The organism is Sphingomonas sp. (genome assembly GCF_042096255.1).
In the GTDB taxonomy this organism is placed as follows: domain Bacteria; phylum Pseudomonadota; class Alphaproteobacteria; order Sphingomonadales; family Sphingomonadaceae; genus Sphingomonas.
Genome location: NZ_JBELLZ010000020.1, coordinates 1 through 23,163 on the forward strand (window position 1 = coordinate 1; position 23,163 = coordinate 23,163).

Here is a 23,163-nt window from a genome sequence, read left to right on the forward strand (position 1 = left end):
CGACCTCAGGAACCAGCTGAGTTCCAACCGCACCCAGGGCATCCCCAACATGATCGCCCTGATCCGCGAAACGGCGGCACGGTACGCGTAGGAGGCGCTAGCACTCCCCTCCCTGCAAGGGAGGGGTCGGGGGTGGGTGGAGGCCTGAAGACACGGCAGCACCGGCGCCAGGCTCATCCGTATCGCGAACACGCGACCTACCCCCAGCCCCTCCCTTGCAGGGAGGGAAGACCGTTGCTCCACCCACCAACTCCGCCCCCAGCGCTGCCACATTCGCCCCCGGCCGCACGATCCGCCATTCGCCCGGGCGCCGCGTGTCCACCAAAGTTACCGCGTCACGCGGGCATAGCCCCAGGCACTTGGTCTCCACCACGCCGTAGCGCGCGCGTCGCCCCTTGCCGAAGCCGTCCAGCTTGCGCAGCAGCTTGGCGAGCGGGGTGCGGCCCTTCTTGCCGAAGCCGCCACCTGCCTTCTTCGAACATTTGCCGCAGACCAGGAAGGCCGTCTCCCAGCCCGTCTTGGCCGGCTTCACGCGCACCTCACGCTGGCTTCCAGCTCCGCCGTTCCTCCGCGGTGCGCAGCACGTCCCACGCCGCCTGAATCGCGCGGAAGCGGTCGGCCGCGGCGGCATCGTCGGGCCGCACGTCCGGATGGTTGGCCTTGGCCAGCCGCCTCCACGCCGCGCGGACCTCCTCGAACGTCGCGTCCACCTCCACCTCCAGCACGCCCAGGGCGCGGATCTCGTCGCCGCTGCGGCTGCCGTCGCCTGGCCCCGCCCATTGCTGGTGGCGCGACTGGGTATAGGCGGACGCGCCCTGCTGTTCCTCCGCCTCGCGCCGGGCCGCCTCCTCGGCGGAGAGCCCGGCGAAGTAATCCCATCCGCGGTTATATTCGCCGGCGTGGGTCTGGCAGAAATACCAGCGCTCGGGGCTGTTGGGCGCCTTGGGCGCGGGGCAGTCGCCCGGCTCGGTGCAGCCTTCGCGATCGCACAAGCGAACGCGCGTGGCGCCGCGCTCGCTGCCATAGCCGCGCCAGCGTGGAAAACCCCAGTCGTTGGTTCGGGAAGGTCGGGCCATCGCGTCGCAGATAGGCGTTCCGCCGAGGGCTCTCAACGGCGGAAACACTTGCCCGCTGTTCCGTCTCCCGCCTGTTATAAAGTTTTGCTGCACCGCGCCAGAAAGCCGATCCGCCTCGACGCTCCCCTTGGCCATCCCTAGCTGTTGCTGAATTCTGGCGGAGCGTGTCCCGATGATGTCCCTTTTCAAATCCTGGCGACAGGACCTGCCAGCCTCGATCGTGGTCGCGCTGGTGGCGCTGCCCTTGTGTCTCGGCATCGCGCTCGCCTCGGGCGCACCGCTTTTCTCCGGGCTGATCGCGGGCATCGTCGGCGGCCTCATCGTCGGCGCGCTCTCGAAATCGTCGCTGTCGGTCGCTGGCCCCGCCGCAGGCCTCACCGTGATCGTGCTCGGCGCGATCGAGAGCCTGCCGAGCTATCAGGCCTTTCTTCTTGCGGTGGTACTCGCCGGCGCGATGCAGGTTGCCTTCGCTGCGACCCGCGCGGGCGTGCTCGCGGAGTTCGTGCCCTCTTCGGTGATCACCGGCATGCTCGCCGCGATCGGCCTGATCCTGATCCTCAAGCAAATTCCACACGCGGTCGGCTATGACGCCGACTACGAAGGCAGCTTCGAATTCTTCCAGCGCGACGGCCAGAACACCATCTCGGCGATCTTCAACACGCTCAGCAGCAGCGTCTCGGCGGGCGCGGTGATCATCGCGGCGCTCAGCCTTCTCTTCCTGTTCTGGTGGGATGCCGCCAAGCCCAAGGAGGGACCGCTCCGCCTGCTTCCCGGCCCGCTGGTCGTGGTGGTGCTCGGCATCGGCCTGAATGCGCTGTTCGGCGCGGTGGCCCCCAGCCTGGCGATCAGGCCCAGCCACCTCGTCCAGGTGCCGGTGGCGAACAGCTTTGGAGAGTTCACCTCCTTCTTCTCGGTCCCGGACTTCTCGCAGATCGGCAATGGCGCGGTGTGGACGGCGGCGATCACGCTGGCGATCGTCGCCAGCCTCGAATCCCTGCTCAGCGTCAAGGCGGTGGACGAGCTCGATCCAAAGCGTCGCACCACGCCCAAGAACTGGGAATTGATGGCGCAGGGCGGCGGCAACTTCGTCTCCGGCATGATCGGCGGCCTGCCCGTCACCTCGGTGATCGTCCGCTCCTCGGCCAACGTCGATTCGGGCGCGGACAGCAAGCTGTCGTCGATCCTGCACGGCATCTGGCTGCTGCTGAGCGTGCTGCTGATCCCGGTGGTGCTGAACCTGATCCCGCTCTCCGCGCTCGCCGCGGTGCTGATCGCCACCGGCTACAAGCTGACCAAGCCCAAGCTGTTCCTCGATCGATGGAAGCAGGGCTGGACGCAGTTCGTGCCCTTCGTGGCGACCGTCGCGGCGATCCTGTTCACCGACCTGCTGATCGGCATCGTCATCGGGCTCGGCATCGGCTTCGTCTTCGTGGTGGCGCGCAACTTCCGCACCGCAATCACCTTCGCCTGCGACGGCGAGGACTGCCTGATCCGCGCCCGCCGCAACCTGTACTTCATCCACAAGTACGAGCTGCAACGGGAGCTTGGCCGGGTGCCGGACAACAGCAACCTGCTGATCGACCTGTCCTCCACCAACTATGTCGATCTCGACAATATCGAGATCATCAACGCCTTCATCAAAGGCGCGGCCTACCGCAACATCAACGTCGTCGTGCGCGGCGACATCGCGCGGCGCAGCGCCCCGCTGGTCAAGGCGCCGCTCACCGAGGTGGTCTACGCATGAAGGAATCGAAGCAGCTCCTCCTCGCCAACAAGGCGTGGGCGGCCGAACTCACTGACGACGATCCCCAGTTCTTCCGTCGTCAGGCGGCAGGACAGAAGCCGGAATTCCTGTGGATCGGCTGTTCGGACAGCCGCGTCAGCCCCGAGCAGAAGACCCAGTCGCTGCCCGGCCGGATGTTCATCCACCGCAACATCGCCAATCTCGTCTGCCCCGAGGACCTCAACCTGATGAGCGTCCTGCAATATGCGGTGGACGTGCTGGAGGTGCCCAACATCATCGTCTGCGGCCATTATGGCTGCGGCGGGATCAAGGCGACGCTCGACGGCGGCGTCACCGGGCCGGTCGACCGCTGGCTGGACCGCGCGCGCGACGTGCTGGCGGACCACCGCGACGAGATCGAGGCCCAGTCGACGCCCGAGGCCAAGGTCAACCGCCTGGTCGAGGTCAACGTCCGCGATCAGCTGGTCAAGCTCGCCCGCACGGACACGGTCCAGGCGGCCTTCGCCGCTGGCCGGAACCTTACGTTGCACGGCTGGGTCTATGACATTCGCGACGGCCTGCTCAAGCCGCTGATGAAGATCAACCGCACCACCGACCTTGCCGACATCGCGCGGCCGGAGCGCGTGTTGCTCACCACGGAGGAGCTGGAAGCGGAGGTCGCCTGAGGCGCTGCCCTCCGCCCGCCTCCCCTCCGTTCGTGCTGAGTGAAGTCGAAGCATATCCCTGAAATCCGCCCGGCGCCGAGCCCGCCGCGCGCGTGAGTCGCGCGTCGTCGGTCCTCGCTGGCGGAGGCCGACCGTGCTTTCGTGCGAGCCGCCGATCAGCGCCGCTGATCGGCTCACGAAAGCGCCAGAGGGCCTGTAAGCCGGGTTCTGTCCACCCCTTGCGGGGATAGGCGACCATTCCTCTCGGCGTGCCGTTGCCGACACGCTCCAGCAACCAACCCGGGCGACGGGCCGGAACAAGGCCCATATGCCGCCCCTATTCGGTCTTGCTCCCGGTGGGGTTTGCCGTGCCGCGGCCGTTACCGGCGCGCGCGGTGCGCTCTTGCCGCACCCTTTCACCGTGGCGGGGCCGAAGCCTTCGCCGTCTGCTCTCTGTGGCACTGTCCCTAACCCGGGGCGAACCCCGGGCCGGCGGGCGTTACCCGCCACCGCTGTTCCGTGGAGCCCGGACTTTCCTCGGCATGCATCGCTGCATGACGCGGCCGCCCGGCCCTCTGGCGGCGCCTCGATAGCGAACTCGCCTGCGCTGGGGAAGCGGAAGCCGCCGCTTCCCCAGCGTCCCCATCAGGTCAGCGCGCCGCCATCCACCGTCAGCGTTGTGCCCGTGATCTGCCGCGCAGCGGGAGAGGCCAGGAACGCCACCGCGGCGGCGACATCCTCCGGCTGGCCATAGCGGCCGAGCGGGATCAGCGCGCGCTGGAACGCGGCGGTTTCGCCATCCTCCGGGTTCATGTCGGTGTTGGTCGACCCGGGCTGGACCAGGTTCACCGTGATGTCGCGCGGCCCGAGTTCCTGCGCCAGCCCGCGGGTGAAGGACTGCAATGCCGATTTGGTCATGTAATAGACCGTGCCGGGGGCGCCCACGATGCGCTCCGCTCCGGCAGAGCCGATGTTGATCACGCGGGCGCCCTGCCCCAGATGCGGGATCGCCGCCTTCGCCGCCAGGATCGGTCCACGCACATTGACCGCCAACAAGGCGTCGATGTCCTCGACCGCGAAGTCCGCGATGGGGCTGTAGCGCGCGATGGCGGCATTGTTGATCAAGATATCCAGCCCGCCGAGCGCCGCGACGGTCTCGTCCACCGAGCGCCGGATCGCCGCCGGGTCGGCGCTGTCGGCCTGGATCGCGACAGCCTTGCTACCCTTCGCCTCGATCTCCTGCACCAGCCGCGCCGCCTGTCCGGCCGATCGTTCAAAGGTGATCGCGACATCTGCCCCTTTGTCGGCGAGCGCGACCGCAATGGCGGCTCCGATACCGCGTGCGGCTCCGGTCACGAGCGCACGCTTCCCTGCCAATTCCTGCATGGGACGACCTTTCTGTGTGGATTGATACAGAATAGATGTGCGCGTTGTACCCCGACGTCAATGAATTTATATATCGATCGATGAAGAAAGGCAGCGCCACAGCATCCGGCACCCAGGCGTGCAGCGCGGTGCGCCGCGGCCGACCTCGGGCGTTCGATCGCGAGGCGGCGCTTTCGGCCGCGATGGACCTCTTCTGGCAGAAGGGCTTCACCGCCACGTCGATGTGTGATCTCACCACCGCGATGGGTATCGGTTCACCCAGCCTGTACGCGGCCTTCGGCTCCAAGGAGGCCCTCTATGCCGAGGCGCTCGCGCATTATGCGCGCACCAACCAGTCGGTGGTGTGGGACGGTTTCTTCGCGGCGCCTACCGCGCGGGACGCGGTGGCGGCGTTCCTGAACGACACCGCCTTGGGGCTCGGCCAGGCCGCCCGCGGCTGCATGGTAACCTTGTCGGCGGTCGGCGCCGAAGGTCATGCCGGATTGGGCGAACTGGTCGCCACCGCGCGGCGGGACACGCTGCACCGGCTGGAGGAGCGTTTCGCGCGCGCGCAGGCGAGCGGGGAGATCCCGCCTTCCATCGACATCCACGGCCTCGCGCGGTTCGTGCAGGCGGTGCAGGGCGGCATGTCGCTGCTCGCCCGCGATGGCGCCAGTCACGACGACCTGCGCGCCGTCGCGGAGATCGCGCTATGCGGCTGGGATGCCCGGATCGCGAGCTGAGACCGGACGGCCTCAGTCATCCCCCTGCGGCTTGGGAAGCAGCAGCGCGAGCAGGATCATCCGGCATTCGGCATCCACCTCGCCGTCGACCAGCTCGGGACGGAAGCGGCGCTGGAACGCCATGATCGCGGACATCGGCTCGCGCACGTCATAGCCGAACCGCTCCAGCGCCAGCAGGAAGCCGCCCTCGCTCCAGTTCGGGTCCATCAGGTTCTTGGTCGGCCGCGGCAGCGCCAGTCGCAGCCGCGCCAGCTTGCCCCAGGGGAACAGCTCACCCGGATCGCGCTTGCGCGCCGGCGCCACGTCGGAATGGCCGACGATGTTGCCGCGGGTGATGCCGTGCCGCTGCTTGATCGCGTCCACCAGCCGGATCACCGCCTCGATCTGCTCGTCCGGGAACGGCCGATAGCCCCATTCATGCCCCGGATTGACGATCTCGATTCCCACCGAGACATCGTTCACATCCTCGAAGTGCCGCCAGTGTGAGCGGCCCGCGTGCCAGGCGCGCCTCGCCTCGTCGACCAGGCGCAGCACGGTGCCGTCCTCGGCGACGAGATAGTGACTCGACACCTTCGCCTCCGGGTCGCGCAGCCGCTCCAGAGCGGCCTCGCCGGTCTGCATGCCCGTGTAATGAAGCACGATCATCGAAACCGGCGCGGATCGCTCGTCATGGTTGGGCGAAGGCGCGTCGATGATGTCCATGGGGTCGTCCGGCAGTTGCCGCGCCCGCCTAGCGGCTCGGGGCTAAACCGCCAAGCGCAGGCAATCGCGTGGCGGCGCGTCGTCGGGCACCCGCTCGTACAATCCGCGGAAGCGCTGGCTGGGCCGGAAGCGTTCCGTCTGCCCGATCACGGTCTCGCCCGCGCCCAGCACCAGCAGCCCGCCGGGGGTTAGGGCGGCGGCGAGCTTCTCCAGCACTTGCGCACGGCGTGGCGCGGCCAGGTAGAAGAGCACGTTCCGGCACAAGACGGCGTCGAACTTGCCTGCGGGCGGCGCCTCGTCGACCAGATTGTGGCGACGAAAGGTGACGGCGCGGACAAGCTCGGGGCGCGCGACCCAGTCGCCACCTACACTGTCGAACCAGCGCATCATCCGGCGGACAGGCAAACCGCGCTGGATCTCGAACTGCGAGTAGCGGCCGGCGCGCGCACGCTCGAGCGCCGCGTTCGAGACGTCGGTGGCGATCAACTCCGGCATCGGCCCGCCCGCCTCCGCGAAGTGCATCGCCAGGCTGAGCGGTTCCTGGCCGGTCGAGCAGCCCGCAGACCAGATCCGCGCACGCGCCGAGCCGCGCTCCGCAACGGCGGTCTCGACCGCGCGCGCGGCATTCTCCACCACACCGGCATCGCGGAAGAAGGAGGTTTCCTGGTTGAGCAACGCGTCGATCACCCGCTCCGCCAGTCGCTGGCCATTGGTCTCCACGAGCCGCCAGACCAGCGCGTCGAGATCAGGCAGGTTCTCTGCCGCCAACAGGGGACGAAGGGCGGTGTCGATGCGCCAGGATCGATTGGCGGCAAGCTGTTGGCCAGTGCGCGCCTCCAGCAGCGAGGCGAGCACACCCAGCGCGTTCGGCGCCTCGGGAGACGTGCCAGGCATCACGCTACGCGCCGGTTCGGCAGCAACGCCGCGCCGATCGCCTCCGGCGGCAGCACCAGAGTGGCATCACCGGCCGAGAACACCGCCTTGGGCATCCCCCAGATGACGGAGCTCGCCTGATCCTGAACCATGATCGTACCACCCCGTTGCCTGATCTCGCGCGCGCCCGCTGAGCCGTCCCGCCCCATTCCGCTCAATACGATGCCCAGTGCGCCGGCCCCGAAAACCGCCGCGACCGAGGAGAACATCGGATCGACCGACGGAAGGCAGCCATTCGCCTGGGGTTCGTTCGAGAGGCGGACGACCACACGCCCGCCGTTGCGGGCGCAGATCAGATGCGCATCCCCCGGTGCGACCAGAATGGCCCCCTCCCGCAGCGATTCGCCATCGGTCGCGACGGTGCACGGCCGGCGCGCGAATACCGCAATCTGCGCGGCCAGGTGTCGACTGAACGCCAGCGGCAGATGCTGGGTGATGAGGATCGGCGTCCGCACTGCCGGGTCCAGCGCACCCAGCAGACGGGCGAGCGCGTGGATGCCGCCGGTGGAGGCACCGATCGCGATCACGTCAGCGGCGGTGGCAAGCCCGGCAGGAGCGACGCGCGCCACCTCGTGCGGTTCGCCGGAGTCCACCAGCCGTTCGAGCCGTGCGATCAGCGCCTCCGCGAAGCGCCCGAACGCGGCTCCCGACGGTGGCTTGACCAGCGTATCCGCGGCACCGCGCGCCAGGGCCTCGATCGTCGCGGAGCCGCCGACCTCGCAGGCCGAGCTGACCACCAACACGCGGGCACCCTGGGCGGCCGCCAGCAGATCGGGGAGCGCGGCAAGCCCGTGCACGCGCGGCATCTCCAGGTCCAGCAGGACCAGGCTCACTCTGGTGCCGCGCAAGATCTCCAGCGCGCGTGGTGCATCCGGCACCGCGGCGGCGACCGTGAAGCGACCGCTACCCTCGATGATGCGGGTCAGCACCGCCCGCGCGACCGCCGAATCGTCGACGATCAGAACGGAGGCGAGTGGCGCCTCTGTTACAGGCTGCGAGGCCATCCGGCTGGTCTCCCTGCCCGCCTCAGGCCACGCCGACGATCTGCAGCTTGCTCTCAAGCGTCTCGCGGTCGAACGGCTTCATGACATATTCGTCCGCACCCGCCTCGATGGCCGCGCGGATGTAGGCGGTGCCGTTCTCCGTCGTGCAGAAGACGACCTTCGGGCGGGAGGCGAGGCCCGCATCACCAAGCGCGCGCAGGAAGTCGATGCCGTTCATCACCGGCATGTTCCAGTCGAGCAGCACGACATCGGGCGTGTCCGTCCGGCAGCGATCCAGCGCCTCGCAGCCGTCACCCGCCTCTGTGACGCGGAACCCCAGCGCTTCGAGAATATGGCGGGCTACCTTGCGGATCACCTTGGAGTCATCGACGACGAGGCACGTCTTCATGGTTGTGCTTTCCGTTCCGTAGGATCGCAGGGACATGCACTGCGAGGAGTAAGAGACCGGTTAAAACGAGGCTCCCTGCGGAACGAGGCCGGCGAGCGAGATCGCCAGCATCGGCTCGCCCTCATGTTCGACAAGGCCGTGGGCAGCCGCGCTCCATGCGCCGTCCAGAGTCATTCCGTTGGCGAGCGGGGTCATCTCAAGATCGGCGATATCGTCCACCGCGTCGAACAGCATTGCATAGTCGTGGCCCTCCACCCTGGTCACGACGGCCCGGGGCGACCGCTGCGTCGTCGGCAGACCGAGCGCCGTCCAGGTGTCCACCACGGTGACCACCCTGCTGCGCAGCGCCGCGATTCCCACCACCGTCGCGGGCGCGCCCGGCGCGGGCACGACCGCGCCGATATCGATCACCGAATCGACCTCGGCCGCGTCGATCGCGAGCCCGCGGCCGCCGATCCGGGCAAGCAGGAACAGGGTCACCGTCGTCCTCCCACGTGCGAGGCGACCGCCGCCACAAGTCCGGCACGATCGTAGCAATAGACGCCGCGGTCCCGATCGCGGCTCAGGCGCACCAGCCGCTCCGCCGGCGGCGCCGCATCGTCCAGCGTCAGCACGACTTCTCCATGCGCATCGTCGCGCCGATATCCCGCCGCCTCCAGCGCGGGCGCCAGGAAGCTGGACATCCACTGCGCCTCAGCGCCCTCGAACCGGAACGTCGGCTTGGCCGCAGGAACCACCGCGGGCCGCTGGCCGAGGATCCAGAGCGGATCGAGCATCTCCACCGGCGCATCGGCGATGACCGTCACGCCCAGGATCGCGCCGGCGCCCAGCGCGGGAACCACCGCGTTGGTGAGCGGCACGATGTCCGAAGCGCCGCGAATGAGATAGCCGATCTCGCCCGCGGCATCGTGAAAGCGCAGTACCGCTGCTTGCCCGGTATCCGGCACCGGCCCGTTTGCGACCAACGGCACGGTGCGGCCGTCCACCACCATGCGCCACATCCCGGCGGTGGACACGACCTGTTCGGCCTGGACCCGATCAATCCGATCGACCGCCGCCAGCGCCACCGCGCGCCGCCGACCATCGAGATCGTCGAACACCAGGACCTCGGGCGCGGGCGCGGCCGGCGCGGGCGGCTCCTCTGCCTCCTCCTCGCGCCGGAACGACAGCCCCGCCCGTGCCGCCACGCCCGAACAGTCCAGCAGCAACATCGGGACGCCATTGTCCGGCAAGGTCTGGCCCGCATAGATGCCCGCGGACATGATCGCCGGCGCGGCCGGTTTGACCACCAGTTCCTCGGTGTCGAGGATCCCGTCCACGCCGATCGCAAAGGCACCACCCGGCACGTCCACGATCACCAGCATCGCCGGCAGGTTCTGCCGGTCCTGGCAACCGAGCACCCGGCCGAGATCGGCCAGCGGCATGCGGCGCTCCCGGACGGTGACGAGATGCTCGTCGCCGATTGCGTCAAGCCGGATCGCGCTGCCGCGTGACGCGACAATCTCCTCCACCGCCTGTCGCGGGATCGCGAACCGCTGGTCGCCCACCGAGACCACCACCGCCGACAGGATCGCCAGGGTCAGCGGCACCTCGATCGATACCGTGAGCCCGGCGCCCGGCCGGTTCTCCAGCGCGATGCGTCCGCCGATCTGCTCGACGTTCGCGCGCACCACGTCCATGCCGACGCCGCGCCCGGAAATGGAGGTCACGTCGTCGCGGCTGGTCAGCCCGGGCTCGAACACCAGATCGGCGCGCGCCTGCTCAGAAAGCGCGTGCAGCGTCGGCGCCCGCGCGGGATCCTGGCGCGACAGCTTGGCGACCAGCCGGTTCGTGTCGATGCCGCGCCCGTCGTCCGAAACCTCCACGATGATTCGGTTGCCGGACTGCCGCGCGCAGATCGCCAGCCTCCCCGTCTCACCCTTTCCGGCTGCGCGGCGCTCAGCGGGCGGCTCAATGCCGTGATCGATGGCATTGCGGATCATGTGAACCAGGGGATCGCGCATCATCTCGATCATCTCGCGATCGAGCTCCACGTCCGCGCCGTCGATCGAGAGCGCCACCATCTTGCCGGTCTGCGCCGCCAGGTCGCGCACCATCCGCGGAAGCGACGAAAACAGCGCCTCGATCCGCTGCATGCGCGTGCGGGTCACCGTGTCGCGCATGTCGGCGACGGTTGCGCTGAGCCGTCCCAGCGCCGATTCGAGCCCCGGATCGCCCGCCTCGTCGCGCAGCCGCCGCGCCAGTTCGTTGCGGGCGAGCACCATCTCGGACATGCCGCTCATCATGCGGTCGAGGAGATCGACCGAGAGGCGCACACTGCGGGTGGGGGCACGGGCGACCACGGCCTGCGGTGCGATGCCGACCGGCTGCGTCACGTCGACCCGCTCTTCCAGCGCATTGAGCAGCAGTTCCTCGCCCGAATCGTCAAGGCTGCTGCCCGCATCGATCGCCTCGACGATCTCGCCGATGCGATCGACGATGGCGAGCACCGCATCGACCAGCCGCCGATCGGGCTGGCGGTTCCCCGCGCGTACCGCGGCGAGCGCATCCTCGGCGGCATGGCTCAGCCGTTCGAGCCGCGGCAGGTCCAGAAAGCCGCAGCTGCCCTTCACCGTGTGGACGAAGCGGAAGATCGCATCGAGGCGACCACGATCACCCGGATCAGATTCCCATGCGACGATCTCCCCCGAGAGCGCTTCCAGCGTCTCGCGGGTTTCGATGATGAACTCCTGAAGCAGATCGTCCACAAGCGGTTCCGGGCAGCCCTGTTATCGACTGCCATGGCCCGACGTCGGTTAAGACCGCCTTTACCCGGCCCCCATGATCGCGCCGACCAGAAGCGAGGGCTGCTCGCCATCGCCATCGCCCAGCTGGATGCGCCCGCCGGCTGCTGAAACCAGCGCATGCGCGAGATAGGCGGGCGCGGCGCGCGGCGAGACCTGCCCGCCCGGGCGGCCGTTCACCAAGGTGGAGCGGAGCTCGTCGTCGAGCACCAGGCGCGGCCCCTCGGCGCGCAGAACGATCTCGACGCCATTCTCGCCCGATTCGGCGCCGACATCCAGCCGTCCGCCACGAACCAGCGCGTCCGAGGCGAGCATGGCGAGGTTCAGCAGCACCTTCACCGCCGGCTTGGGCAAGGCCGGCTCGGCAACCATCCAGGCGATCTCCACCCGGCGCGGATCGACTAGCCCGACCAGCGCGCCCTGCGCCTCGCGCGTGTCGATCATCTCGCTCAGGCCTCCGGCGGCACCGAAGGCGAGGCGGAAGAACTTCAGCTTCGCCGCGGACGCGCGCGCGCTTTCGGCCAGCAACTCCATGCATCGTTCGCGCATCGCCGGATCGGTCTCGTCGGCAAGCAACTCCAGCCCGTTGTTGAGCGCGCCCACCGGCGAGAGCAGGTCATGGCACAGCCGCGAGCAGAGCAGGCTGGCGAAATCGACGGCGGCGATGGTCATGGGAACGGTCTTCCTAACGGCGATGCGCCTCTCCGGCGAAGGCCGGAGCCCAGTTGCGAGCGGCCCGAGGCTGGGCCCCGGCCTTCGCCGGGGAAGCGGATGTGACCCAACACCTCCGCGGGTGCAACCTCACGCCGGGACGATCGCCACCGGATCGAAGCGTCCGTGCACCGTTCCGTCGCGCACTGCGATCCAGGCGGCCGTCGCGCCGACTCCGATGATCAGCCAAATCGCGCCGTCGGGCGGTGCGTCGGCCGCATCGACCAGAGATGGCCGCGGATCGCCGGATGGGTGCGAATGATAGTGACCGATCACCGGCGGACCGCCGTTGCGGGCCGCCCGGTGGGCGGCGAGCAGCGCGGCAGGGTCGATCTCGAAGTGCCGCGCCGGCTGCGGATGGACGTTGCGGCAGGCGCGCGCCTGCGCGATGTCGACGCCCAGCAACAGGCCGCAGATCTCGTCGCCCGCTGCATCCGCCTCAGCGCGGATTGCAGTCAGCGCCGATCTTGAAATCCGGAGCGTCCTATCCATCTAACACACATAATGGACCGGGGGGTCGACATCCTGCAAGCGACGATCGGGCAAGCCGCCGATGGCTGGCGGCTCGACCGTGCGCTCGCCGATGCGGTGCCCACCCTGTCGCGCGAACGGCTCAAGGTGCTGATCAACGCCGGCTCGGTGACGCGCGACGGCGTCGCGGTGCGCCAGCCTTCCGCCAAGGCGATCGCGGGCGAGCGGTTCGAGGTAGCGGTCCCAACCCCCGCTCCGGCGCACAACGAGGCGCAGGAGATCCCGCTCACAATCGTGTTTGAGGACGATCACCTGATCGTGATCGACAAGCAGGCCGGGCTGGTCGTCCATCCCGCCGCGGGCAATCTCGACGGCACTTTGGTCAATGCCCTCCTCCATCACTGCGGCGGCTCGCTGTCGGGCATCGGCGGCGTCGCGCGGCCCGGGATCGTCCACCGGATCGACAAGGACACCAGCGGGCTGATGGTCGCCGCCAAAACCGACCGCGCGCACGAGGGCCTCGCCAAGCAGTTCGCGGTTCATTCGATCGACCGGCGCTACAAAGCGATCACCAACGGCGCGCCGACGCCGCCCGCGGGCAAGGTGGACGCGCCGCTCGCGCGCTCGCCCGCCGATCGCAAGAAGATTGCCATCCAGCCGCACGGCAAGCGCGCCGTGACGCATTTCACCACCGAGCAGCGCTTGCGCGGCGCCGCTCTGGTCGAATGCCGGCTGGAGACGGGCCGCACCCACCAAGTGCGCGTCCACATGGCCTCGATCGGCCACGCCTTGTTGGGCGACCCGGTCTATGGTAGAACGAAAGGCGATCAGAAAGCGCTTCTGGACCGCCTCGGCTTCCACCGGCAGGCCCTCCATGCGGCGCATCTGGGGTTCATCCATCCGGTGACAAGGACGCCTTTGGCGTTCGAAAGCGCGATGCCTGCTGACATGCAGGAACTGTTCAGTCACCTCATCGTATAGGTCGGAAGCGTTTCGCCGCGCCGCAACAGGGCGGCGGTACGCTTCCCCAGGAAAGGGAGATTTTGATCATGGCAACCGGCAGCAACGTCCCCGCGACGATCCCTGCGCTCGGCGGGGAGCAGAGCCTCAACCGCTACCTGTCCGAGATCAAGAAGTTCCCCATCCTGGCGCCCGAGCAGGAATATATGCTCGCCAAGCGCTTCCAGGAGCATGGCGATCCCGATGCGGCCGCGCAGCTCGTCACCAGTCACCTGCGGCTCGTCGCCAAGATCGCGATGGGTTATCGCGGCTATGGCCTGCCCACGTCAGAGCTCATCTCCGAGGGCAACATCGGCCTGATGCAGGGCGTGAAGAAGTTCGAGCCCGATCGCGGCTTCCGCCTCGCCACCTATGCGATGTGGTGGATCCGCGCCTCGATCCAGGAATATATCCTGCGGTCGTGGAGCCTGGTGAAGATGGGCACCACCGCCGCGCAGAAGAAGCTGTTCTTCAACCTGCGCCGGATGAAGTCCAAGCTCGACGCGTTCGAGGATGGCGACCTGCGGCCGGAGGACGTCACCAAGATCGCCACCGACCTGGGTGTCACCGAGGGCGACGTCGTCAGCATGAACCGCCGTATGGCGATGGGCGGCGACACCTCGCTCAATGTCTCGATGCGTGAGGATGGCGAGGGCCAGTGGCAGGACTGGCTGGCCGATGACGGCCCCTTGCAGGACCAGGTTGTCGCCGAGGCGCAGGAAGCCGACGTGCGCCACGACATGCTGGTCAGCGCGATGGATGACCTCAACGACCGCGAGAAGCACATTCTGACCGAGCGCCGCCTGACCGAGGACCCCAAGACGCTGGAAGAGCTTTCCCAGGTCTATGGCGTGTCACGCGAGCGCGTTCGCCAGATCGAGGTGCGTGCCTTCGAGAAGCTCCAGAAGGCGATGATGCGCCTGGCCGGCGAGAAGCGGCTGCTGACGGCTTAACTTCTTTCCCTCTCCCTTTGGGAGAGGGAGGGAGCCGGCGCAGCCGGCGGAAGGGTGAGGGTGAGGCTCGCGGTGTCGCCCTCACCTTGCCACTCGGCCCCACCCGGCAATGCCGGGCGGGCCCGCCTGAGCGTTTGGCAGGCCCATTCCCATTCCGTCACCCCGGGCTTGACCCGGGGTCCCGCTTCTTCTCCAACGTGGGCAAAGGCAGCGGGACCCCGGCGCAAGGCCGGGGTGACGAGTAGGTCCAGGTTGGTGCACGGCAGACCTTGGTTGAAGGTGCCATGATAACAGTGGTCATCGGCGCCGGTGCCGCCGGCATAGCCGCCGCTCGTCGCCTGCATGATGCCGGCCATTCCGTCCTTCTGCTTGAAGCGCAACACCGCCTCGGCGGCCGCGCGCACAGCCTGCCGCTCGCCGGCGCCGCGATCGACCTCGGCTGCGGCTGGCTTCATTCCGCGCGCCGCAATCCGTGGGCCGAGATCGCCCGCGCGCGCGGCTTCACCATCGAGACCGACACCGCGCGCTGGGACGAGCATTGGCGCGACCTGGGCTTTCCGCGAGAGAAGCAGCAGGCGTTCGGCGAAGCCTGGGAGCGGTGGGAACAGGCCGCGCACGCCGCGCTCGCCGGCCCCGATCGGCCGCTCTCCGATTTCGTCCAGGACGAGGCATGGCGGCCGATGCTCGACGCGATCTCCGGCTATGCCAATGGCGCGCCGCTCGACCGCGTGTCGCTCCACGACTGGGCCGCCTATGAGGATGCGGCCACCCAGGACAATTGGGCGGTTCGCGAGGGCTATGGCACGCTGATCGCCGGCCATGCCGCGGGCGTGCCGGTACGGCTCGGCATCTCGGTCAATCGGATCGACCGGTGTGGTGCGCGGCTGCGGCTCGACACCGCCGCGGGCACGCTGGAGGCGGATCGCGTGATCGTCGCGGTGCCCACCACCGCGCTGGCCCGCGGCGACCTCGTCTTCGATCCGCCGCTCGACGATCACGCCCAGGCCGCCGCCGACCTGCCGCTCGGCCTTGCCGACAAGGTGTTCGTCGGCATCTCCGGTCCGGTCGACTGGCCCGCCGACGCGCACGTCACCGGCGATCCGCACCGTGCCGACACCGCCAGCTACCGCCTGTCGCCGCTCGGCCTGCCGCTGATCGAGGCGTTCTTCGGCGGCACCTGCGCGGAAACCGCACGCGATCGTTTCGCCTTCGTAACGAATGAGCTCGCCGACCTGTTCGGCACCGCCATTCGCGCTCGCCTGACGCCGCTGGTCGCGACGGACTGGGCGGACACGCCCTTCATCCACGGCAGCTACAGCCACGCCAAGATCCGCCGCGCAGGCCAGCGCGCGGTGCTGGCGAGCCCGGTGGAAGGCCGCATCTTCTTCGCGGGCGAAGCCTGCTCCCGCCACGATTTCTCCACCGCACACGGGGCGTACCAGACCGGGATCGACGCCGCAGAGGCGATACTTGGTTCTGCGATATGAACGGCTTCCTACGCCCCGTTCGGAGCACCCGGAAAGCGTTTTCCTACAGCCATCCCGCGATGCTATAGCTCGTCATGCTCGCCCACCCGAAGCCACCGCCGACGGCAGCATCGACGGGTCGCGAGGGTGTCAACTTCGTGTCAACTTCCGCGCGGCGGCCCTACGCCACCGGCCGCCGCGCGCGCAATGCCTGGGCGAGCGTGCCCTCGTCGAGATAGTCGAGTTCGCCGCCCACCGGCAGGCCATGCGCCAGCTGCGTCACCCGCACCGGCAGCGCCTCCAGCCGATCGGCGACATAATGCGCGGTGGTCTGCCCCTCCAGCGTCGCGTTCATCGCCAGCACGACCTCGTCCACCCCACCCGCCTCGATCCGCCCGACCAAGGCGGCGATGCTGAGGTCCTCGGGCCGCACCCCCTCCAGCGCGGAGAGCCGCCCGCCCAGCACATGGAAGCGCCCGGGGAACAGCCGCGACCGTTCCAGCGCCCACAGGTCCGCCACCTCCTCCACCACGCACAGCGATCGCATGTCGCGTCGCGGATCGGCGCAGATCGCGCAGGGATCGGTGGTGTCGACGTTGCCGCAGGTGCCGCAGGTCGACAGCCGCGCCTCCACCGCCGCCAGCGCCGACAGCAAAGGCGCGAGCGCGGTCTCGCGCTTCTTCACGAGGTGCAGCACCGCGCGCCGTGCCGATCGCGGGCCCAGCCCCGGCAGCCGCGCCAGCGCCTGGGTCAGCGCGTCGATCTCGGGAGAGGGCATGGGGAACAGATAGGGGGTTGCGCGCGCCCCCGCCAGCGTGTCGAGAGCCCATCCCATGCGGATCGTCTTCATGGGAACGCCCGACTTCGCGGTGCCGACACTCGACGCCCTCGTGCAGGCCGGACACGAGCTGGTCGCCGCCTACAGCCAGCCACCGCGCCCCGGCGGGCGGCGCGGGCGCGAGCTGGTGCCCTCCCCCGTCCAGCGCCGCGCCGAGGCGCTCGGCATCCCGGTGCGCACGCCCGTGTCGCTCAAGAACGCCGACGCGCAGGCGGCGTTCGCCGCACTGGAAGCCGACATTGCGGTGGTCGCCGCCTATGGCCTGATCCTGCCCCGCGCGATCCTCGATGCGCCGCGCCACGGCTGCCTCAACATCCACGCCTCGCTCCTCCCCCGCTGGCGCGGCGCCGCCCCGATCCAGCGCGCGATCCTGGCCGGGGATGCGGAGACCGGCGTGTGCATCATGCAGATGGAGGCGGGGCTCGATACCGGGCCGGTGCGGCTGGAACGGCGGACGGCAATAGCGGACAAGACCGGCGGCGTGCTCACCGAAGAACTGGCGGCGATCGGTGCGAAGGCGCTGATTGAGGTGCTCGCCGACCTCGCCGGCCACCCACCCGCTCCGCAGCCGGAGGACGGCGTCACCTACGCCGCCAAGATCGACAAGGCGGAGCTGCGGCTGGACTTCACGCAAGACGCCGCCGCCGTCGAGCGCCAGGTCCGCGCGTTCAATCCGCCCGGTGCCTGGTTCGAGGTGAATGGCGAACGCATTCGCGTGCTCGCCGCCATGTACTCCCGCGAAGGCAGGAGCCCAGACTGTACCCCCGCCTTCGCGGGGGTACAACCGGGGACGGTGCTCGACGAGGACCTGACCATCGCCTGCGCCACCAGCGCGATCCGCACCACCCTTGTCCAGCGCGCCGGCCGCAGCGTCGTCACCACCGAAGACCTCCTCCGCGGCTTCCCCATCCCGCCGGGCACCCGTCTTTGACCCGCTTCGCGCTCACGATCGAATATGACGGCCGCCCGTTCATGGGTTGGCAGAAGCAGGACCACGGCCCCAGCGTCCAGGCCACGATCGAGGCGGCAGTGCACGCGGTCACCGGCGAACGCACGCTCGTCTATGCCGCCGGCCGCACCGACGCGGGCGTCCACGCGCGGGCAATGCGCGCGCATGTCGACATCGCCAAGCCGATCGCCCCCTTCCGCCTCGGCGAAGCGCTCAACGCGCTGCTCCGCCCCGCGCCGGTCGCGATCCTCGCCTGCGAGGCGGTGGCGGACGATTGGCACGCCCGCTTCTCCTGCGTGAAGCGCTCCTACGAATATCGCATCGTCAACCGCCGCGCGCCGCTCACCTGGGAGAAAGGCCTTGCCTGGCAGGTGCCCCAGCCGCTCGACGCCGCGGCGATGCAGGCGGGCGCGGACCGGCTGGTCGGCCTGCACGATTTCACCACCTTCCGCTCGGTCCATTGCCAGTCGGCCAGCCCGGTGAAAACGGTGGACACGATCACCGTCACCCCCACCCGCGACGGCCTGACCGTATTCGCGGAGGCGCGCTCCTTCCTCCACCACCAGGTCCGTTCGATCGTCGGAACGCTCGCCTTCGTCGGCATGGGCCGCTGGACCCCCGACGACGTCACCGCCGCGCTGGCAGCTCGCGACCGCCAGGCGCTCCCGCTCAATGCCCCGCCGGATGGGCTGTACTTTCTGGCGGCGGAGTATCCTACCGGCTGAACCGCCCGGCCAGCTCGACATGGGTTGACCAGCGGAATTGCCCCACCGGCTGCACCCAGTCGAGCCGCCAGCCCCCCTGCCGCAGCGTCTCCGCATCGCGCGCAAAGCTGCTGGGATTGCAAGAGACATAGGCGATCGCGCCGACCTTTGACTCCGCCAGTGCCGCTGCCTGGTCGCGCGCACCGGCGCGGGGCGGGTCGAGGACGATCGCGTCGAACCGGTCGAGTTCGGCAACGGTGAGCGGGCGGCGATAGAGATCGCGATGCTCGGCGAATACGGCCCGTCCCGCGCGGCCCGCCCCTGCCTTGAGCGCCAGGACCGCATCGCGCGCGCCCTCCGCGGCATAGACTCGGCCGGGCAGCGCCAGCGCGAAGGTGCCGAGTCCGGCGAACAGGTCCGCCACCGCGCCAGTTTCTCCTATCGCCTCGCGCACCGCCGCGTGCAGCGCCGCCTCACCCTCTCGCGTTGCCTGGAGGAAAGCAGCGGGCGGCAGCGGCACCGCGGCCCCGCCGAAAGTGACCGTCGCAGGCTCCGGCTCCCAGCGCGTCTCCGGGCCGAGCCCATCATCGACGGCGAGACGCGCGAGGCGGTGCTCGATCGCGAAGGCGGTCAGCGCCTCGGCCGCAGCGAGCCCCTCGGGCGCGGTGCCGATCAGCACGTCCGCGCCCTGATCCGCCAGCGTCAGGTGCACGTCGATCCGCCGCTTGACCCCGAAGCGCTGGAGCAGCCGCCGTAGCGGCGCCACTAGCGCGAACAGTTCGGGCGCCAGCACATGGCATTCGCGCAGGTCGACAATCTGGTGGCTGCCCTCGGCGGTGAAGCCGAGCCGGCCGCGATCGAAATGCAGGGTCGCGCGGCGGCGGGTGCGCGGCGGCGACAACGCCGGCGGACGGATCGGCGCCTCGATCCCGTGCGCGGCGAGCGCACCGGCGATCCGGTCGATGAGGAAGCCGCTCCACGCCGCATCGTCGAGGTGCTGGAGCTGGCAGCCGCCGCATTCGGGGAAATGCCGGCACGGCGGTACCTGATGATGCGGCCCGGGCAGGATCGCGCCATCTTCGCCGATGCGGTCGCGCGGCGCGGCGAGCGGCACGTAGCGCCCGTCCTCGGTGACGCCCTCGCCCCGCGCCGCGACCCGGACGATCTCGCTCATCGCGCGCGCGCCAACGCCTGCGGCAGCGCCTCGGCAAGGTCGTCGGCGAGGAAGCAGCCGCCCAACAACCGCGCGGCCTCGCCGTGCAGCCACACGCCGGCGGATGCGGCGGCGAGCGGATCATGCGGCCCCTGCGCCAGCATTGTGCCGATTGTGCCGGCAAGCACATCGCCGGTGCCCGCCACCGACAACCACGGACTGGCGTTCAGCGCCACGCTTGCCTGACCATCGGGCCGCGCGATCACGGTGTCGGCGCCCTTGAACACGACGGCGGCGCCCGAGCGCGCGGCGGCAGCCTGCGCCCGCGCGATCTTGCTGCCCTCGCCGTCGCCGAACAACGCCTTGAACTCGCCAGCGTGTGGCGTGAGCACGGTGGCCGCGGCGCGCTCGCGTAGCCGGTCGGGTTCGAGCAGGTGGAGCGCGTCGCCGTCGATCACCAGCGCGCGGTCGCTCCCCAGTGCCGCCGCCAGCTTCGCCCGCGCGCGATCGTCGCGGCCCAGCCCGGGCCCGATCACCATCGCGCCGATCCGGTGGTCGGCGAGCGCCTGGTCACGCCACGGCTTGCGGACGATCGCATGCGGCGGCTGCGGCAGCCCGCCGGTGAGCAGCAGCACATAGCCGGCGCCAGCGCGATAGGCGGCGCGCGCCGCCAGCTCCGACGCGCCGTGCATCGGCCCGGAGACTACCGCCACCATGCCCCGACTGTACTTGTGCGAGGAGGGCTGCGGACGCTTCAGCAACGGCCGGTCCATCGCCCGGACCTGACCGACCTCCTCCTGCGCCAGTCCGATGTCGATCACCCGCACTTTGCCGCACAGCGCCGCGCCCGGCTGAAGCACATGCGCCGGCTTGAGTGCGCCGAGCGCCAGCGTCAGGTCAAACGCAGGCACGCCCTCCCCCACCGGTTCGCCGCTGTCCGTATCGAGGCCGCTGGGCAGGTCCACTGCAATCGACAGCCGCGCCTGCGCTGCCAACGCTCCGAGCGCCTCTTGCACCGCTGCGTCGAGCGGCCGGCTCAAGCCCGTGCCGAACAGCGCATCGACCAGCACCGGCGCGGGCGCGAGATCGGCGGAAAGGCGCTCCACGCCCCCCGTCCAGCCGTTCCGCGCCGCGACCGCCGCATCGCCGCGCGGTTCACCCAGCGCGGCGACTCGCACCGGATGCCCCGCCCGCCGCAGCGCCGCCGCCGCGATATAACCGTCGCCGCCATTGTCGCCCGGCCCGCACAACACCAGCACCTCGCCACCCGCCGCAAGCCGGTGCACGGCCGCAGCGACGCCCTCGCCGGCACGTGCCATCAGCGTGCTCACGCTGGCACCTGCCGCGATCGCCGCCTCCTCCGCGGCGCGCATCTGCGCCGCGGTCAGGATCGGCAGTCCCTCGATCGGGATCACGGCGCCGCCTGGCCCTTGATCGTCGCGGGGAGGCGATAGTGATCGTCGCCTAGCGCCACCTCGATCTCGTCGCGCCCGGCGATCGCCACCTCGGCCTGTTCGGCGCCATCCGCCGCGACCACGCCATGGCCATCGCCGGTAACACGCAGCCGGCGGAAGCCGCCGTCCGGATGGCGCGCGACCAGGATCAGCCCCTCGGGCCCCTGCTCGCGATCCAGCGTGCAGACGCGCGCGAACGCGTCTGAGCCCGCGAGGGCGCAGTTGATCTTCCCGTCGTCGGCCGCCTCGGCCATCTGGTTCACCTCGGCCTCGGCGAGCACCTGCGTGTTGGTCTGCGACTCCTGGCAGGCGGAAAGGGTGAACAGCAGGACCAGGCTAGATATCCGCGTAGACATGGCGTTCGGCGGCCGCTCCGGGATGGGTGACCGCGCCCTTGTACGCAGGGCCGACGTTGCGCGCATAGCGCCACAATGCGCCCGCCCCATAGTCGGACACCGGCGGCGTCCATTCGCCACGACGCCGCACCATCTCGTCCGCATCGACCAGCAGGTCGATCGTCCCAGCCTCGGCATCGATGCTGATCGTGTCGCCATCGCGCACGAAGGCGATCGGCCCACCGTCTGCCGCCTCCGGCCCGACATGGCCGATGCAGAAGCCGCGGGTGCCGCCCGAGAAGCGCCCGTCGGTGATCAGCGCCACCTTCTCGCCCAGTCCCTGGCCGTAGAGCGCGGCGGTGGTCGCCAGCATCTCGCGCATGCCCGGCCCGCCCTTGGGTCCCTCGTAGCGGATCACCACCACCGTGCCCTCGGTGATCGCATTCGCCTCCACCGCGGCAAAGGCGTCCTCCTCGCGCTCGAAGACCTTGGCGGTGCCGGTGAACTGGAGGCGCTGCATGCCGGCCACCTTCACGATCGCGCCCTCGGGCGCCAGCGAGCCCCTGAGGCCGACGACGCCGCCGGTCGGCGTGATCGGCGCCTTGGCGTCGTAGATCACCTTCTGGTCGGGGTTCCAGGTGACCTCGTCGATGTTCTCGCCCAGCGTCTTGCCCGTCACCGTCATGCAGTCGAGGTGCAGCAGGCCTTCGGCGGCCAGCGTCTTCATCAGCATGTAGATGCCGCCCGCCTCGTACATGTCCTTGGCGACATAGCGGCCGCCGGGCTTGAGGTCGGCGATGTACGGCGTGGTCTTGAAGATCTCGGCGACGTCGAACAGGTCGAAGTCGATGCCGCATTCATTGGCCATCGCCGGCAGGTGGAGCGCGCCGTTGGTGGAGCCGCCGGTCGCCGCGACGATGCGCGCGGCATTCTCGAACGCCTCGCGCGTGCAGATGTCGCGCGGGCGCAGGTTGCGCGCGATCAGCTCCATCACCTGGCGCCCGGCAGCGACCGCCACCTCCTCGCGCGACTTATACGGTGCGGGCGCCATGTTGCTGTTCGGCAGGGACAGTCCGATCGCCTCGCCGACGCAGGCCATGGTGTTGGCGGTATATTGCCCGCCGCACGCGCCATGGCCGGGGCAGGCCGCCTTTTCGATCGCGGTCACCTCGGAAAGGGGGCACTTGCCCGCGGCATAGCGGCCGACCACCTCGAACACGTCGATCACGGTGAGGTCGCGGTCCTGGTAGCGGCCGGGCAGGATGGAGCCGCCATAGACGAAGATCGACGGCACGTTGAGCCGCAGCATCGCCATCATCATGCCGGGCAGCGACTTGTCGCATCCCGCGAAGGTCACCAGCGCGTCATAGCAATGGCCGCGGACGCTAAGCTCCACCGAGTCGGCGATCACCTCGCGGCTGACCAGCGAGGATTTCATCCCCTGGTGGCCCATCGCGATCCCGTCGGTGACGGTGATGGTGTTGAACCGGCGCGGCATGCCGCCGCCTTCCTCCACCCCGCGCCGGCACCAGTCCGCCTGCGCGTCCAGCGTGGTGTTGCACGGCGCGCTGTCGTTCCCCGCCGAGACCACGCCGACGAACGGGCGCGCGATCTCCTCCTCCGTAAGGCCCATCGCATAATAATAGCTGCGGTGTGGAGCGCTCTCGACGCCGACGGAGACGTAGCGGCTGGGCAGGCGGGACTTGTCGAAGACGTGGGTCATGATCGGTCTCGGCTAGGTCGTCAGT

The 23,163-nt window shown here is 69.5% G+C and carries 24 protein-coding genes, 1 other RNA gene and 1 pseudogene; 9 read left to right on the forward strand and 17 right to left on the reverse strand.

Annotation, left to right across the window (positions count from 1 at the left end; translation table 11 throughout):
- Positions 1-91: pseudogene (locus tag ACFDTH_RS05935) on the forward strand (SufE family protein); the annotation flags it as partial.
- A 6-nt stretch (positions 92-97) separates the two neighbouring features.
- On the opposite strand, the gene ACFDTH_RS05940 reads toward ACFDTH_RS05935, so the two are convergent.
- Entirely contained in the window at positions 98-532 is a 435-nt protein-coding gene (locus ACFDTH_RS05940) for a hypothetical protein (RefSeq protein ID WP_375286595.1), read from the reverse strand.
- Between the two features lie 7 nt (positions 533-539).
- Positions 540-1,076: a J domain-containing protein gene (locus ACFDTH_RS05945; RefSeq protein ID WP_375286596.1), complete on the reverse strand. Its 537-nt coding sequence runs from the start codon at positions 1,074-1,076 to the stop codon at positions 540-542.
- 172 nt (positions 1,077-1,248) lie between these two features.
- Here ACFDTH_RS05945 and ACFDTH_RS05950 point away from each other — a divergent pair, with 172 nt between their 5' ends.
- Both ACFDTH_RS05950 and ACFDTH_RS05955 read left to right on the forward strand, forming a co-directional pair.
- Positions 1,249-2,820 (forward strand): SulP family inorganic anion transporter, encoded by a 1,572-nt coding sequence (locus ACFDTH_RS05950; protein ID WP_375286597.1) that lies wholly within the window; start codon positions 1,249-1,251, stop codon positions 2,818-2,820.
- Positions 2,817-3,485, forward strand: coding sequence for a carbonic anhydrase (locus tag ACFDTH_RS05955; RefSeq protein WP_375286598.1), 669 nt, complete (start codon positions 2,817-2,819; stop codon positions 3,483-3,485). Before ACFDTH_RS05950 ends, ACFDTH_RS05955 begins: the two co-directional genes overlap by 4 nt.
- A 180-nt stretch (positions 3,486-3,665) precedes the next feature.
- Here the strand turns inward: ACFDTH_RS05955 and rnpB are convergent.
- Both rnpB and ACFDTH_RS05965 read right to left on the reverse strand, forming a co-directional pair.
- Positions 3,666-4,043, reverse strand: an RNA gene (rnpB, locus tag ACFDTH_RS05960) — RNase P RNA component class A.
- 66 nt (positions 4,044-4,109) lie between these two features.
- Positions 4,110-4,820, reverse strand: coding sequence for an SDR family NAD(P)-dependent oxidoreductase (locus tag ACFDTH_RS05965; protein WP_375286599.1), 711 nt, complete (start codon positions 4,818-4,820; stop codon positions 4,110-4,112).
- Positions 4,821-4,930: 110 nt separating this feature from the next.
- Here ACFDTH_RS05965 and ACFDTH_RS05970 point away from each other — a divergent pair, with 110 nt between their 5' ends.
- Positions 4,931-5,572 (forward strand): TetR/AcrR family transcriptional regulator, encoded by a 642-nt coding sequence (locus ACFDTH_RS05970; protein WP_375286600.1) that lies wholly within the window; start codon positions 4,931-4,933, stop codon positions 5,570-5,572.
- Between the two features lie 12 nt (positions 5,573-5,584).
- Here ACFDTH_RS05970 and ACFDTH_RS05975 read toward each other — a convergent pair whose 3' ends face one another.
- The 8 genes from ACFDTH_RS05975 to ACFDTH_RS06010 form a co-directional block, all read right to left on the reverse strand.
- Complete coding sequence (locus ACFDTH_RS05975) at positions 5,585-6,274, reverse strand: N-acetylmuramoyl-L-alanine amidase (RefSeq protein ID WP_375286601.1); 690 nt, start codon at positions 6,272-6,274, stop codon at positions 5,585-5,587.
- Between the two features lie 42 nt (positions 6,275-6,316).
- The gene (locus ACFDTH_RS05980) at positions 6,317-7,168 is read right to left on the reverse strand and encodes a CheR family methyltransferase (protein ID WP_375286642.1); all 852 of its coding nucleotides are present in this window, start codon (positions 7,166-7,168) and stop codon (positions 6,317-6,319) included.
- The gene (locus tag ACFDTH_RS05985; protein WP_375286602.1) at positions 7,168-8,211 is read right to left on the reverse strand and encodes a chemotaxis protein CheB; all 1,044 of its coding nucleotides are present in this window, start codon (positions 8,209-8,211) and stop codon (positions 7,168-7,170) included. The genes ACFDTH_RS05980 and ACFDTH_RS05985 overlap by 1 nt, the downstream gene beginning before the upstream one ends.
- 22 nt (positions 8,212-8,233) lie before the next feature.
- A complete protein-coding gene (locus ACFDTH_RS05990; protein ID WP_375286603.1) occupies positions 8,234-8,599 on the reverse strand; it encodes a response regulator in 366 nt (121 codons plus the stop codon).
- A gap of 60 nt (positions 8,600-8,659) precedes the next feature.
- The gene (locus ACFDTH_RS05995) at positions 8,660-9,079 is read right to left on the reverse strand and encodes a chemotaxis protein CheW (RefSeq protein ID WP_375286604.1); all 420 of its coding nucleotides are present in this window, start codon (positions 9,077-9,079) and stop codon (positions 8,660-8,662) included.
- Positions 9,076-11,346 carry a chemotaxis protein CheA gene (locus ACFDTH_RS06000; RefSeq protein WP_375286606.1) on the reverse strand — a complete coding sequence of 757 codons (2,271 nt, stop codon included), beginning with the start codon at positions 11,344-11,346 and terminating at the stop codon, positions 9,076-9,078. Before ACFDTH_RS06000 ends, ACFDTH_RS05995 begins: the two co-directional genes overlap by 4 nt.
- 60 nt (positions 11,347-11,406) lie before the next feature.
- Entirely contained in the window at positions 11,407-12,054 is a 648-nt protein-coding gene (locus ACFDTH_RS06005; protein ID WP_375286607.1) for a histidine phosphotransferase family protein, read from the reverse strand.
- 129 nt (positions 12,055-12,183) lie between these two features.
- On the reverse strand, positions 12,184-12,585 hold the full coding sequence (locus ACFDTH_RS06010) for a Mov34/MPN/PAD-1 family protein (RefSeq protein ID WP_375286608.1): 402 nt from the start codon (positions 12,583-12,585) through the stop codon (positions 12,184-12,186).
- 12 nt (positions 12,586-12,597) lie between these two features.
- On the opposite strand from ACFDTH_RS06010, the gene ACFDTH_RS06015 reads away from it, so the two are divergent.
- The 3 genes from ACFDTH_RS06015 to ACFDTH_RS06025 all read left to right on the forward strand — a co-directional run bounded on the left by ACFDTH_RS06015 (position 12,598) and on the right by ACFDTH_RS06025 (position 16,003).
- A complete protein-coding gene (locus tag ACFDTH_RS06015; RefSeq protein ID WP_375286609.1) occupies positions 12,598-13,545 on the forward strand; it encodes an RluA family pseudouridine synthase in 948 nt (315 codons plus the stop codon).
- Between the two features lie 68 nt (positions 13,546-13,613).
- Positions 13,614-14,516: an RNA polymerase sigma factor RpoH gene (rpoH, locus tag ACFDTH_RS06020; RefSeq protein ID WP_375286610.1), complete on the forward strand. Its 903-nt coding sequence runs from the start codon at positions 13,614-13,616 to the stop codon at positions 14,514-14,516.
- Positions 14,517-14,800: 284 nt separating this feature from the next.
- Entirely contained in the window at positions 14,801-16,003 is a 1,203-nt protein-coding gene (locus tag ACFDTH_RS06025) for a flavin monoamine oxidase family protein (protein ID WP_375286611.1), read from the forward strand.
- A gap of 160 nt (positions 16,004-16,163) precedes the next feature.
- On the opposite strand, the gene recR is transcribed toward ACFDTH_RS06025, so the two are convergent.
- Complete coding sequence (gene recR, locus ACFDTH_RS06030; RefSeq protein ID WP_375286643.1) at positions 16,164-16,760, reverse strand: recombination mediator RecR; 597 nt, start codon at positions 16,758-16,760, stop codon at positions 16,164-16,166.
- 55 nt (positions 16,761-16,815) lie between these two features.
- On the opposite strand from recR, the gene fmt reads away from it, so the two are divergent.
- Together fmt and truA are read left to right on the forward strand one after the other, a co-directional pair.
- Positions 16,816-17,751, forward strand: coding sequence for a methionyl-tRNA formyltransferase (gene fmt / locus ACFDTH_RS06035; protein ID WP_375286612.1), 936 nt, complete (start codon positions 16,816-16,818; stop codon positions 17,749-17,751).
- Positions 17,748-18,494, forward strand: coding sequence for a tRNA pseudouridine(38-40) synthase TruA (gene truA / locus ACFDTH_RS06040; RefSeq protein ID WP_375286614.1), 747 nt, complete (start codon positions 17,748-17,750; stop codon positions 18,492-18,494). The genes fmt and truA overlap by 4 nt, the downstream gene beginning before the upstream one ends.
- Here the strand turns inward: truA and ACFDTH_RS06045 are convergent.
- Genes ACFDTH_RS06045 through ilvD form a run of 4 tightly spaced genes read right to left on the reverse strand, consistent with a single transcriptional unit; the run spans position 18,484 to position 23,138 of the window.
- Positions 18,484-19,647, reverse strand: a complete 1,164-nt coding sequence (locus ACFDTH_RS06045) for a class I SAM-dependent RNA methyltransferase (protein ID WP_375286615.1) — start codon at positions 19,645-19,647, stop codon at positions 18,484-18,486. The genes truA and ACFDTH_RS06045 overlap by 11 nt on opposite strands.
- Complete coding sequence (locus ACFDTH_RS06050; RefSeq protein ID WP_375286616.1) at positions 19,644-21,041, reverse strand: NAD(P)H-hydrate dehydratase; 1,398 nt, start codon at positions 21,039-21,041, stop codon at positions 19,644-19,646. Before ACFDTH_RS06050 ends, ACFDTH_RS06045 begins: the two co-directional genes overlap by 4 nt.
- Positions 21,038-21,436, reverse strand: coding sequence for a hypothetical protein (locus ACFDTH_RS06055; RefSeq protein WP_375286617.1), 399 nt, complete (start codon positions 21,434-21,436; stop codon positions 21,038-21,040). Before ACFDTH_RS06055 ends, ACFDTH_RS06050 begins: the two co-directional genes overlap by 4 nt.
- A complete protein-coding gene (gene ilvD, locus ACFDTH_RS06060; protein ID WP_375286618.1) occupies positions 21,417-23,138 on the reverse strand; it encodes a dihydroxy-acid dehydratase in 1,722 nt (573 codons plus the stop codon). The genes ACFDTH_RS06055 and ilvD overlap by 20 nt, the downstream gene beginning before the upstream one ends.
- Between the last annotated feature and the right edge of the window lie 25 nt (positions 23,139-23,163).